This is a genomic window from Polaribacter sp. PL03, assembly GCF_033875165.1.
Taxonomy (GTDB): Bacteria; Bacteroidota; Bacteroidia; order Flavobacteriales; family Flavobacteriaceae; genus Polaribacter.
In genome coordinates this window covers 547827-562680 of sequence record NZ_JAWZSV010000002.1, presented here as the reverse complement: position 1 = coordinate 562680, position 14854 = coordinate 547827, and the positions used below count along the sequence as shown (strand labels likewise).

At 29.9% G+C, this 14854-nt stretch carries 7 protein-coding genes; all 7 read left to right on the top strand.

All coding sequences use genetic code 11. From position 1 onward, the window contains the following. Positions 1-283: 283 nt before the first annotated feature. The 7 genes from SHK09_RS05770 to SHK09_RS05740 all read left to right on the top strand — a co-directional run bounded on the left by SHK09_RS05770 (position 284) and on the right by SHK09_RS05740 (position 14762). Positions 284-2389, top strand: a complete 2106-nt coding sequence (locus tag SHK09_RS05770; protein ID WP_319809825.1) for a thioredoxin domain-containing protein — start codon at positions 284-286, stop codon at positions 2387-2389. Positions 2390-2528: 139 nt separating this feature from the next. Further along, positions 2529-3302, top strand: coding sequence for a LexA family transcriptional regulator (locus SHK09_RS05765; protein WP_319809824.1), 774 nt, complete (start codon positions 2529-2531; stop codon positions 3300-3302). A gap of 225 nt (positions 3303-3527) precedes the next feature. After that, complete coding sequence (locus SHK09_RS05760) at positions 3528-6329, top strand: triple tyrosine motif-containing protein (RefSeq protein ID WP_319809823.1); 2802 nt, start codon at positions 3528-3530, stop codon at positions 6327-6329. A 222-nt stretch (positions 6330-6551) separates the two neighbouring features. Then, positions 6552-9554, top strand: coding sequence for a TonB-dependent receptor (locus SHK09_RS05755; protein ID WP_319809822.1), 3003 nt, complete (start codon positions 6552-6554; stop codon positions 9552-9554). A gap of 10 nt (positions 9555-9564) precedes the next feature. Continuing rightward, positions 9565-11049: a RagB/SusD family nutrient uptake outer membrane protein gene (locus SHK09_RS05750; RefSeq protein ID WP_413774271.1), complete on the top strand. Its 1485-nt coding sequence runs from the start codon at positions 9565-9567 to the stop codon at positions 11047-11049. A gap of 11 nt (positions 11050-11060) precedes the next feature. Further along, positions 11061-13085 carry a PKD domain protein gene (locus SHK09_RS05745; RefSeq protein ID WP_319809821.1) on the top strand — a complete coding sequence of 675 codons (2025 nt, stop codon included), beginning with the start codon at positions 11061-11063 and terminating at the stop codon, positions 13083-13085. Positions 13086-13103: 18 nt separating this feature from the next. After that, positions 13104-14762 carry a family 16 glycosylhydrolase gene (locus SHK09_RS05740; protein ID WP_319809820.1) on the top strand — a complete coding sequence of 553 codons (1659 nt, stop codon included), beginning with the start codon at positions 13104-13106 and terminating at the stop codon, positions 14760-14762. Positions 14763-14854 lie beyond the last annotated feature (92 nt).

Here is a 14854-nt window from a genome sequence, read left to right as displayed (position 1 = left end):
TTAGTAATTATAAAACTTTAAGAAAATAATATTTAAATAATATGTTGCCTACAATTAATGAAACTTTTCTGTTTTTTCAATTGTGTAAATACTTTTTTTGCTAAGATCTGTTAAATGCTAAAAAGGATAAATACTTGCAGTCTCTATGAATATATTAATGTTTGTTTCTGTCTTTTTATAGGTTTACTACTCAATTTTTTATTAAAAAAATTTTGTAAGTTTTAAGTTTCATACTACTTTAGTGTCCTTGTCATGTAATGGTAACTCTTAAAATAAAGATAAATTGAAACACATAATTAAATACATATTTTTTTTAAGCATTATTTTGTGCTTCAGTTGTAATCAAAAAGGAAAAATAGAAAGTAAAAATGAGTTGTCTAATGAAACAAGTCCTTATTTATTACAACATGCAAAAAACCCAGTAAATTGGAAAGCATGGAATGATAGAACGTTACAATTAGCCGAGGAAGAAAATAAATTAATTATTATTTCTATTGGTTATTCTGCATGTCATTGGTGTCATGTTATGGAAGAAGAAAGTTTCGAAAACGATTCTATTGCTAAAATAATGAATGACAATTTTATTAGTATTAAGGTAGATAGGGAAGAGAGACCAGATATTGATAATGTCTATATGAATGCTGTACAATTAATGACAGGCAGCGGAGGTTGGCCACTTAACTGTATCGCATTACCAGACGGAAGACCAATTTTTGGAGGAACCTATTTTACTAAAGAGCAATGGAAAGAAATTTTATTAAACATCTCTAAACTTTATAAAGAAAACCCTAAAAAAGCAATTGATTTTGCAACAAAATTAACAGAAGGAATTCAGGAATCTGAATTAATTACCATTAGAAAAGATAAAGCAAACTTTAAAGAGATTGATCTAAAAAATGCGGTTTTAAATTGGCAACAAAATTTAGATCTTACTTATGGTGGATCTAAAAGAGATGAAAAGTTTCCAATGCCTAATTCTTTGGAGTTTTTATTAAGATATAGTTATCAGTTTGATGATGTAAAGGTGAAAAAACATTTAGAAAACACATTAACAAAAATGGCTTTTGGTGGAATTTATGATCAAGTAAATGGAGGCTTTTCTAGATATTCTACAGATAAGAAATGGCATATTCCTCATTTTGAAAAAATGCTTTATGATAATGCACAATTAGTTAGTTTATATGCTAAAGCGTATCAAAATGATAAAAAAGAACTCTATAAACAAGTAATAGAAGAAACGTTAAGTTTTGTGGAGCATGAATTAACCGACCAAAACGGTGCTTTCTTTTCTTCTTTAGACGCAGATAGTAAAAATGATGAAAACGAATTAGAAGAAGGTGCTTATTATTATTTTACGAAACAAGAATTACAAAATTTAATTATTGATAATTTTTCCTTATTTGAAGATTATTATGCGATAAATGAAACAGGTTTATGGGAAAAAGATAGGTATGTCTTAATAAGAAATGCTACCAACGTAGCATTCGCAAAAAAACATAAATTAAGTATAGATAGTCTTTTATTAAAAATAAAAAACTGGAAATTAATACTAAAAAAAGCAAGAGAAGAAAAAGCCAAACCAAATTTAGATGATAAGGTTTTAACTTCTTGGAATGCTTTAATGATAAAAGGATATACAGATGCATTTAGAGCATTAAAAAATGATGATTATTTAAAAAAAGCAATTAAAAATGCAGATTTTATTTTAAAGAATCAATTACAAAAAGATGGCAATCTTTACAGGAATTATAAAAATGGAAAAAGCACTATTACTGCGTATTCTGAAGATTATGCAACTCTAATTGATGCTTTTATAAATTTATATGAAGTAACACTTGATGAAAAATGGTTAACAACGTCAAAAAAATTAATGGACTTTACGTTAGAAAACTATTTTAATACAGAAAATAATATGTTTTATTTTACTTCAAATAAAAGTGAAAAATTAATATCAAGAAAAGTAAAAGTTGATGATAATGTAATTGCTTCTCCGAATTCTATTTTAGCAAATTGTTTATTTAAGTTAAATCTTTATTATTCAGAGACTAATTATAACAAAATTGCAAATCAAATGCTTCATAATATGAAAGAAGATGCTTTAAAAAGTCCTTCTAGTTATAGCAATTGGTTAAATTTAATGATTAATTATACAAGACCTTATTTCGAAGTGGCAATTGCTGGTGATAAAGCAAATGCACTTAACAGCGAATTGTTAACCTATTATAAACCTAATATAATTATTGCAGGAACTAGAGCAATAAACAATACAATTCCCCTATTAAAAAATAAATTTATAGAAGAAGAAACTTTCATCTACGTTTGTAATTTAGGGACTTGTAAATTACCTCAAAAAGAAATTATAAAAGCAATTCGTCAAATTGAAAAATAAAATATTTATTACAATGTATTGTTTTTCAGTTGCTAAAAATAAAAAAACTAATTATACCTGCTTAGTTACAAACTTTCCGTTTTTAAGAACATAAATTTAGCTACAAATACATACATTTGTTGCTTAAAATTGTAGCTAAATGAGTAATTTGTCTGAAAATATAAAACATTTAAGAGCTTTAAGAAAGTTAACACAAGAATCTTTAGCAGTAGAGTTATCTGTTTCAAGATCTAGAATAAGTTCTTATGAAGAGAATAGATCTATGCCTACAATAGAATTTTTAATAGATTTTTCTGAATATTTTAAGATACCAATAGATATTCTTGTAAAGAAAAATTTAACAAAATCGAAAGATATTTCTTTTATGGAAGTAGGAAACAAACGCGTCTTATTTCCTATTGCGATAGATAGTAACAATGAAAATTTAATAGAAGTAGTGCCTGTAAAAACATCTGCAGGTTATTTATTAGGTTATGATGATCCGGAGTATATAGAGCAGTTAGAAAAAATAAAATTGCCGTTTTTACCTACCGGAAAACACAGAGCTTTTCCTATAAAAGGAGATTCTATGTTACCAATGAAAAATGGTTCTTATGTTGTTGCAGAGTTTGTTGAAGATATAAAGGAAGCTAAAAATGGTTTTTCTTACATCGTAGTCACAAAAAATGACGGAATGACCTATAAAAGATTAGAGAATTTAGTAGAAGAAAAACAGTCTTTTCTATTAAAATCAGACAATACAAGTTACCAGTCTTATGAAGTTCCCGTTACAGAGATCTTAGAATTATGGAAATTTACATGCAGCATTAATACACAAGAATATGAAGAACATGAGCTAAAGCTTAGTAGTATTATTCAAATGTTTAATGGTTTGGGAGTAGAGTTAGAAGCGTTAAAAAAAACGTTAGTTTAAGTTGTTGCCTTTAATTAGTATACTGCCCTATTAGTAACCTTTTACCAATGTGAAGAAACTTAATAAAGCAGTTTTATAAATAAATTTTTAGGCAGTTATTTTAAATAAATTTGGTTTATTTATTTTTATTTTACCCATACAAAAACCATACACGATATATTTTTTTTCTTATTAAGTTCAATTTAATGTAACTTAGTAACCAAACAAGAGTGTAACTATAGAAGTATGGGTAGAATTAGTATTTTGTTTTTTATTGTAATTTATTTTATTCAAGGAAATCTTCTTTCCCAAGAGTTGCCCCCAATTAATGTTTTTTATGCTTTAGATTATGGCGCAGAAAATCAGAATTGGGAAATCTCACAAGCAGACAATAATTTTATTTACGTAGCCAATAACAAAGGGTTATTAGAATACAATGGATCTTCGTGGCAATTATATGTTACTCCCAATGAGACAATAATGAGATCTGTAAAAGCTTATGAAAATAAGGTTTATACTGGTTTTTATATGGGATTTGGTTTTTGGGAAAAAAATGATTTTGGTGTTTTAGAATTTACTTCAATAGTAAAAGATAAAAACATTCAAATGATTGAAGATGAGCAAATTTGGAGCATTGTTGAAATAGATGGTTGGATGCTTTTTAAATCGTTACAGAGGATTTATATGTATAATTTAACTTCGAAATCTATAAAAATTATACATACCGAAAATGAAATTAATAGCTTGTCTAAGGTAGATGATGTTATCTATTTTCATGAAGATAAAAAAGGATTATATAAAATTGAAAAAGGTGTACCAAAATTGGTTTCTAATCATCCAATAGTAAAGAATAATTTTATAGTAGATGTTTTTAAGAAAGATAATAAACTTCTTTTTTTAACTCAAGAGAAAGGTTTTTTTTATTTAAAAGATGGCAAGGTAGAGCAATGGGAAACTTCTTCAGATAATTTATTAATAGGAAAAACCGTGTATAGTTTTAAACTTCTAAAAGACAAAAGTTTTGCTATTGGTACAATTTCAAACGGACTTATTAATTTAAAAAATAATGGTGAGTTAAATTATCAGATCAACCAAGGTTCTGGTTTAAGTAATAACACCGTTCTTTCTGTTTTCGAAGACAGAGAAAATAATATTTGGCTTGGTTTAGATAATGGTATCGATTGTATCAATAATACTTCACCTTTTAAAATTTACAATAAAAAGAGCGATTTTTTAGGAACCATATACGCTTCAATAGTTTATGATAACAATATTTATTTAGGTACAAACCAAGGTCTTTTTCATAGAGAAGTTAATTCCAATGAATCATTTAAATTTATAGAAGATACACAAGGGCAAGTATGGAGTTTAAAGGAAATTGATAACACTCTTTTTTGTGCTCATGATTCTGGTACCTTTATAATAAAAAATAATAAAGCTAAAAATATCTCTAATAGTCAGGGTACTTGGGATATGATTAAAACAGCCAATAATACTATTATTCAAGGTTGTTATGATGGTTTATATGTTCTTAAAAAAGAGAATTCTGTTTGGACTTTAAGGCAAAAAATTAAAGGATTTAACAATTCAAGTAAATATATTGTTCAGGTAGATGAAAATAGAATTTTTGTTAACCACGCTTATAAAGGTCTTTATAAGTTAACATTAGATAAAGATTTTAAAGAGGTTGTTAATCTAGAGGTAGAAAAAACCTTGTCAAAAGGAATACGTTCGAGTATTGTTAAGTATCAAGATAAGATTTTGTATGCAAATAAAAACGGCGTTTATAGATATTTAGATAATGTCAATTCCTTTGTTATAGATAGTCTTTATAGTAAATTATTCTCTAAAGATTCTTATATCGCAGGAGAATTAGTGCAGAACACATCTAATAATAAGTTATGGGTTTTTTCTAAAGACCATATAAAATATTTGTCTCCCGGTAAATTAAGTAATAAACCAGAAATTAATAAGATATCAATATCAGAAACTATATCTAAAGCTGCACCTGGTTACGAGAATATTATACAAATAAATAATGAAGTATATTTAATAGGAACTTCAGACGGTTATATTCAAGTAGACTTAAAGATGTTAGAAGATACTTTAGGTTTTAATGTGCATATAAATAAAATTAATTCTTTTGTTACAGACGAAAGCAGTAAGCTATTAAACTTGTCTAAAGAAGTTGTGTTAAACTCTAAAAATAATAACATAGAATTTTTTTACAGCGTACCAAATTACAATAAAATGCTTTCAACCAAATATCAATACCATTTAGAAGGTTTTAATAAAGGTTGGAGTATTCCTTCAGAATCTAATTCTATTTTATTCAAAAACCTTTCTTATGGTAGTTATACTCTAAAAGTAAAAGGAATAATTGGAGATAGACTAAGTAATAATGAAGCAAGTTTTAGTTTTAAAATTGAAAGACCTTGGTATTTATCTAATACATCGCTAACTTTTTATGCTTTCTTGTTTTTACTTGCGTTTTATCTTGTACATATTTTGTCTAAAAGACATTATAAAATACAAAGAGAAGAGTTGTTAGATAAGGCTAAAAAAGAATCTGAGTTAAAAGAATTAGAGAGTTCACAACAAATTATTAAATTAAATAATGATAAGTTAAGAAGTGATATTGATAGTAAGAACAGAGAACTTGCTACTTCTACAATGAATAGTATTAAAAAGAATGATTTTTTGAATACTATAAAGACTGAGTTGATTAATGGTGGGGAGAAAAATATATCTAAAGTTGTACAGATTATTGATAAAAACCTAAACAATACAGATGACTGGAAAATGTTTCAAGAAGCATTTAACAATGCTGATAAAAACTTTCTTAAGAAGGTTAAAGATAAGCACCCAAGTTTAACACCTAATGATTTAAGACTTTGTGCGTACTTAAGGCTAAATCTATCTTCTAAAGAAATTGCTCCTCTACTTAATATTTCTCCAAGAAGTGTAGAAGTAAAAAGATACAGATTAAGAAAAAAGATGGAATTACCCCATGACTCTAACTTAACAAACTACATCTTAGAAATTTAAAACCCAAACAAGTCTTTTTTTCACCCAAACATTACCTATACAATATCAATATATAATCTATTTAGGGTAATTTCATACATGTTTATAGAGCCTTGTGTTTATTAGAGATATCGTGTTTTTTCGACCTTATTTTTACAATGTATGCTTTTTGTAGTGGTTAATTTTATGGTTTAACTATAATTTAACTATAATTTTATTGTCAAATACTAAATACCTTAATTCATGAGAAAAAAAATCACATTGTTACTCCTTGTACTTATAGGTTTTTGTGCTAATGCACAAACTATAGATATAAAAGGTGTTGTTAAAGATGCTAAAACAGGCGATGCATTGCCTGGAGTTAGTATAATAATTAAAGGAACAACTGTTGGTACAGAAACTGATTTTGACGGACTTTATAGTCTTTCTAAAGTAGAAAAAGGAGCAACCCTTGTATTTAATTATTTAGGATATGGACAAAAGAATGTACTAGTAAATCAACAAACTGTAAATGTATCTTTAGATGAATCTGCAGAATCTTTAGATGAGATTATTGTTGTTGGTTATGGTAAACAAAAGAGAAAGGACGTTACTGGTGCTGTATCTATTGTTGGTGAAGAAACTTTAGATATTTTAAAACCTATAGATGCAACAACTGCACTACAAGGAACAACTTCTGGAGTTGCAGTAAACCTTTCTTCGGGAGCACCCGGAGCTAAAGTAAATATTTTAATTAGAGGTGTTAGTTCTAATACAAACAACCAACCTTTAACTATTGTAGATGGTTATGAAGGAGATTTGAATAGTATTAACCCTAATGATATAGAATCTATTACCGTTTTAAAAGATGCTCAGGCTGCTATTTATGGTATAAAAGGTGCAAACGGAGTTGTTTTAGTAACTACCAAAATTGGGAAGAAAAATAAAAAAGCAACTGTAAAATATGATACATATGCAGCTTTTCAACAAACAACAAAAAAACTAGATTATTTAAATGCTACAGAATATGCTTTGGTATTAAATGAAGCATATGCTGCAAGTGGGCAGTCTTTACCTTTTAACAATATTAACCAATTAGGTAAAGGTACAAACTGGCAAGATGAACTTTTTAATGATGCATTATTAATTAATCATAACATTAGTTTGTCTGGTGGTGGAGAAAACTTTAGGTATTTTATAAGTGCATCTCGTACAGAGCAAGATGGTATTATAGCTAAAGAAAAATCTAATTTTATTAGAAATAATATTAAATTAAATTTAGGCGTAGATATAAGCGACAAGCTTAATTTCTCTGTAATTGCAAACTATTTTACAAGTGCATCGCAGGGATTCGATGGCTCTTTATTATTTAATGGTTTAAATTATGCGCCAACTTTTGGTACAGATGAGAATGACACAAATAATTTTTTAGGAATAGAAGTTGTAAATCCTTTGTCTTTACTACAAAATACATTTGGTGAAAACAACGGAAATGGAATTGAAGGAAACTTTAAGCTAGAATATAAGCCTATTGAAGGTTTAAATGTTGTTTCTCGTGTTGGTTATAAAATTTTTAACGAAAAACAACGTACGTTTACTCCAATTCAAGAATATGGAGCAAGTAAAGTTTATAACAAAACACAAAGTTCTGTTTATCAATTTAAAGCAACTTCAACAAGAGTACTTTGGGAAACATTTGCTACTTATCAAAAAACATTTGCAGAAAATCATAATACTACTTTAACCTTAGGTACTAGTGTACAAAACGATTTATTTGATGGTATATATGCTACAGGTTTTGATGTACCTAACAATTCATATGAATTTGCAGATATTAGTTTAACAAACTCTCAAAACGAACAAAGAAGTATTAATACTGGTAGTAGTGATATTAGATTAACTTCTTTATTTGGTAGGTTACAATATGATTATAAAGGAAAATATTTATTTTCTGGTTTAATAAGAAGAGATGGTGCTTCTGTATTTGCCGAAGATAAAAGAGTAGACAATTTTTGGTCTGTAACATCTGGTTGGAAACTGTCAGATGAAAATTTCTTAAAAGATAATAAAACTATTAGCTTTTTAAAGTTAAGAGCAAGTTATGGTACTTTGGGTAATTTAGTTGGAGATAATTTATATAGGTCTCTATTAAGTGGTGAAGGAGAATATGTTTTCGATGGAAGTTTGGTAGATGGTACAGCTCAAGGAGGTTTACCGAACCCACAAGCAACATGGGAAACTGCAGAAAAATTAGACATTGGTTTAGATATTAATTTATTTAACGATAAGGTATCTATAGTTGCAGATTATTTTGAAGAAACAAGAAAAGATTTATTAATTCAAAATTTCCCAGTTTCAGGTTTATTAGGTTCAGGTGCTCCCGGAGGATCAAACCCAACTGTAAATGCAGGTACTTCTAAAAACACAGGTGCTGAATTAGCAATTAATTACAAAGCTTTTTCTACGGAAGATTTTACGTTAAACTTTGGTTATAATGTAACATATGTTAAAAATAGAGTTACAGATGTCTTAGATAATGCTTTTGTAGAAGGAGGAACTTTTGCTATTGGTAATCTTGCTCCATCAAGAATGGAAGTAGGTCAGCCAATTGGTTATTTCTACGGATTACAAACAGATGGTATTTTTCAAAATCAGGCAGAAGTAGCAGCACATGCTTCTCAAGCAGGATTAGGTTCTAGTACAACATCTCCTGGAGATATTAGATATAAAGATGTAAATGGTGATGGTGTTGTAAATTTTGATGATAGAACTAATATTGGTAATCCTCAAGCAGATTTTTACATGGGTTTCAATATTTCAGCAAAATATAAAAATTGGGATTTTACAACTTATTTATATGCAGAGTTAGGAAAAGAAATGGTTAGAAACTTCGAACGTTTTTTACCTAACGTAAACAAACCAGCATATTATTTAGATAGATGGACGGGTGCTGGAACAAGCAATTCTGTACCAAGGTTAACAAACGATGCTACAAACAACAAATTGTTTTCAGATTTCTTTGTAGAAGATGCTTCATTCTTACGTATGCAAAACATACAAGTTGGTTATAATTTTTCTCCAGAAGTATTAGAAAAAGTAGGTTTAGCTAAAGTAAGACTTTACACATCTGTTAATAATTTATTTACGTTAACAGATTATACCGGTTTCGATCCATCAATTAACGGAGGAGCAATAGGAGCAGGTATAGATTCAGGAAACTATCCGTCTGCAAGACAGTTTTTATTAGGTTTAAATGTTACATTTTAAAAAATAAAAGATGAGAAATTACAAACAAAAAATAAAATTAGGATTCATCTTTATGACAAGCTTATTTATTTTAAGCGCATGTTCAGATGAATATCTAGACAATTCTAAAATTTATGCAGAAGATTCTGAATCTTTTTTCAATTCAGAAGCAGATTATTACAATGCTTTAGTAGCAGCGTATGATCCTTTACAATCTACATTTATAAACGTATTAATGGGAGAAATAGCTTCTAACAATACACTTTGTGGTGGTGAAAGTGCTACAGATGTTCCTGGTTACCAACAAGTAGATGACATGACGCATACACCGGTTAATGATCAACTTCAAAACCTTTGGAGTTGGATGTTTGGTGGTGTTAATAGAGCCGCTTATATAATAGAATTTCAAGATAAAACAGATTTTACAGGTAAAGAAGTAATTATTGGAGAAGCTCGTTTCTTAAGAGCTTATTATAATTTCGAATTGGTAAAATGGTTTGGAGATATTCCAATGAAAGCAGAAGGACGTTTTATTTTAGGTGATGAAAAAACAATTCCAAGATCACCCAAAGCAGATGTATATGCTTTAATTGAAGCAGATTTAAAATATGCTGTGGCAAATTTAACTTATACAGCGCCACAAATTGGTAGAGCTACAAAAGGTTCTGCAGAAGCATTATTAGGTAAAGTTTATTTATTTCAAGAAAAATTTACAGAAGCAGCAACAGTTTTAGAAAGTATTATTAATAACGGAGGTTATGTTTTAGAATCTGATTATAACAACATTTTTGAACTTTCAGGAGAAAATGGTACAGGTGCAGTCTTCGAAGTACAATATACAGACACACAAGGAGCTGGTTTTGGATGTTTACAGTGTAGTGAAGGTAATGTTGCTGTAGGTTTTCAAGGTGTTAGAGGATACCAAGGAGATTTATTTACATCTGGTTTTAGTTTTAATATTCCAACCCAAGAAGTTGTAGATGAGTTTGAAGCAGGAGATAACCGTAAAGAGGTAGCTATTTTAGATATTGATGCTTGGTCTGCTTCTACAGGTGCAGCTTTTACAACAGGTTATGAGCATACAGGTTATTACAACAGAAAGTATTTACCAAGAGTTAGAAGTACAGATGCTGCAGGAGATTTAAATTTAACAAATCCTAATAATTACAGAGCAATTCGTTTTGCAGATGTTTTATTAATGGCAGCAGAAGCTTTTAATAGAAAAACTACAGCAGATGATGCTAAGGCAAAAACGTATTTAAATAGAGTTAGAGAAAGAGCGTTTGGTAATTCAGATAATAATATAACTACAACAGGTACTAATTTAACGGCGGCAATTTATAAAGAGCGTAGAGTTGAATTAGTTGGAGAAGGTCATCAATTTTTTGACTTGGTAAGAACAGGAAGAGGATCTCAAATTACTGGTTTTTCAACAAGTAAAAATGAAGTATTCCCTATTCCTTTAGAAGAAATACAGTTTTCACAAGGAAACTGGTCACAAAATCAAGGTTATTAATATAGATAAGTATGAAGAAACTTAAAACAATATATAGAGCATTAATAATACTTCTTGTTGTTACTGCTTGTACAGAAGATAGAAGTCTAGATTTTTTAGACTCAATTAAAGCACCAACTAATGTTGCGGCGGTATATAATATAACGCAAGATAATAGTGGTTTGGTAACAATAACACCAACTGCAGAAGGAGCATCATCATTCGATATTCATTTTGCAGACACAACTGTAGATCCAGAAAATGTTGAAGCAGGTAAAAATGTACAACATACTTATGTAGAAGGAATTTATGACGTAAAAATTGTAGCGTATAATGCTAATGGAGATACTACAGAAGCAATACAACAGTTAATGGTGTCTTTTCAAGCACCTAAAAACCTAGTAGTTACTTTAGAAAATGACATTGCAGTCTCTAAACAAGTAAATATTACAGCTAACGCGGATTTTGCAACTTCTTTCGAATTCTATTCGGGTGAAGCAGGAATTGCACAGCCAGTAGCAACAGCTAATATTGGTGATGCACTTTCATATCAATATACTACTGCAGGAATATATTCTGTAAAAGTAATTGCAAAAGGTGGTGCTATAGAGACAACAGAATATACAATGGAGTTTGAAGTAACAGAAATATTAGCACCTATAGTTTCTGCAGGTACACCACCAGCTAGAAATGAAGCAGATGTAATTTCTATTTTTAGTGATGCTTATACAGATGTTGCAAGTACAGATTTAAACCCTAATTGGGGGCAACAGACAGTGTATACAGCATTCGATTTAAATGGAGATGCTATGATTCAATATAGTAACTTAAATTATCAAGGAATTCAAATAGGAGCAACCCAAGATATTTCTACAATGGAATTTCTTCATTTAGATGTTTGGACAGCAGATGCAACCGATATAGAAACTTATTTAATTAGCGTCGCAACAGGAGAAAAACTAATAAAAACGTCTCTAACAAAAGATGCTTGGACAAGTATTAATATACCATTATCAGAATTTACAGCACAAGGTTTATCAATTAATGATATTCACCAATTTAAATTTGTTGGAGCAGGTTCAGTATTTATAGATAATTTATATTTCTACAAAGCGCCATCAAGTGGTGTATCTGTTTCTAGTGTTCAAGATTTTGAAGGAACACCGCCAGCTTTTACTGCTTTTGGTAACATTGCAGGAGTAGAAGTTGTTTCTAACCCAGATGCAACAGGAGTTAATACAACAGCCAATGTTGCTCAATTAACCAAAACAGCAGGTTCAGAGGTTTGGGCAGGTGCATTTTTCGAAACGTCTCCACTAGATTTAGTTAACTATAATAAAATTAGTGTTAAAACATGGTCTCCTAAATTAGGTGCACAAGTTAAGTTGAAGTTAGAAAATGCAGATGCAAGCATTGTTCATGAAGTAGATTTAAATACTACAGTAGCAAATTCTTGGGAAGAATTAGTTTACGATTTTAGCGATGCACCAACTGCAGATTATGTAAAAGTTGTACTCTTTTTTGATTTTGGAAATGCAGGTGACGATTCAGTTTATTATTATGATGAAGTAAATTTAGTAAATAATTCAGGCGCTTCTAATTCAGCTTTAGGGTTTCAAGATTTTGAAGGAACAGCGCCAGAGTTTACCGCTTTCGGAAACATTGCAGGTGTAGAAGTTATTTCTAACCCAGATGCAACAGGAGCTAATACAACAGCTAATGTTGCTCAGTTAACAAAGACTGCTGGTTCAGAAGTTTGGGCAGGTGCATTTTTTGAGGTTGCAACTTTAGATTTAAATAATTACAGTAAAATAAGTGTTAAGACTTGGTCTCCAATTAACGGAGCTCAAATAAAAATGAAACTAGAAAATGCAGATGCTAGTATTGTGCATGAGGTAGATTTAAATTCTACTGTAGCAAATTCTTGGGAAGAGTTAGTTTACGACTTTAGTGATGCACCAGCTGCAGATTATGTAAAAGTGGTACTCTTCTTCGATTTTGGTAACGCAGGTGATGGTGCTGTTTATTATTATGATGAATTAGCCTTAACTAATTAATAAATAAAGATTTATATTATGAAAAAATTTAAAAATATTTATATAATTCTATTTTCTATGATGACGGTTTTTTACGGTTGTCAAGAAAATGATCATGAATTCGGAGACATAATTATACCAACAAATATTGTTATAGCAGCAGAAATTGTAGGTGTAGATGCTAGTAATCCTAACGGAGACGGTAGTGGTTCTGTAAATTTTACTGTAAATGCAGACAATGCTTCTTCTTATGTATTTTATTTTGATGGAGTTGCAGAGTCATCACCATCTGGTATTTTATCTAAAAGATTTTCTAAAGTAGGTGTAAATACATATACTGTTGCTGTTAAAGCAAATGGTACTGGTGGTGTTTCATCAGTAAAAACAATAGAAGTAGAAGTTTTTAGTTCTTTTTCTGATGTTGCTGCAGAAAACCTTTTAAGTGGTGCTAATGTAGGTGATAGTAAAAAATGGTATTGGCAAGCAGATAAAGATGTACACGTAGGTTTAGGACCAGTTACAGATGATTATGGTAATGGAGAGTTTGCTTATGAAGCATGGTGGAATGGTATAAAAGCTTGGGATGCAGAAAAGGGATGTATGTATGACAATGAATTTGTTTTTACTAGAACAGCAAATGGTTTAACTTTTGAGCAAACCGTAGGACCTGCTTTTTTACCAGCAACGTATTCAGATATTTTAGGTGTTGGCGGAGATCAATGTCATGATGAAACTGTAGCAACAAAAATGTTCGGATTAAAAACAGTTTCTTTTGGTCCTTCAACTTCTAAAGCAGCTACAGAAGGTTCTTATAACAATGTGCCATATAGAGGTACTACTTTCGAAATCTCTGATGGAGGTTTTATGGGGTGGTTAGTAGGTTCTGGTACTTATGATATTATTTCTGTTACGAATGATGAGTTAATTGTAAGAGTAATTCAGGCAGGAGATGGTTTTGCTTGGTATCATAAATTTACTTCTACAAAGCCTGTACAAGGTTCTAACTATACGTATAATAATTTAGTTTGGGAAGATGATTTTAATACAGATGGTGCACCAAATGCAGCAAACTGGACTTATGATTTAGGTGCAGGTGGTTGGGGTAATGGAGAATTACAAACCTATACAAACACTGCAGAAAATGCAAAAGTAGAAGGTGGTTCTTTAATTATTACTGCTAAAGCAGATGGTAGTGGAGGTTATACTTCTGCAAGGTTAAAATCTCAAGGCTTGTATAAGTTTACATATGGTAGAGTAGAAGTAAAAGCAAAGTTACCTGCATCACAAGGTTCTTGGCCAGCAATTTGGATGTTGGGATCTAATTTTCCTACTGTAGGATGGCCAACATGTGGTGAAATAGATATTATGGAACAAAAAGGAGGTGATAAAAATATAACATTGGCTACCTGCCATTGGTTAGATGCTGCAAGTTCTACTAAAGCAGATTTTGGACAAACAACGGCAATTTCAAATGTTTCAGAATTTCATTTATATACTTTAGAATGGACAGATGAATCTATAAAAATTTACTTAGATGATGTTCCTTTTTATGAATTAGCAAATGATGGAACTTTACCATTTAATGCAGATTTTTTTCTAATTCTTAACGTAGCAATGGGTGGTACTCTTGGAGGAACTATTGATGCTGCTTTTACAGAAGATACAATGGAAATTGATTACGTAAAAGTATATCAATAATAATTTTAATAAGGTTGGTTGTATCACTGGCCTTATTTTTTCCTTTTTATTTATCAAAACATAATTCGGTTTTACAATCTAAATTTATAATA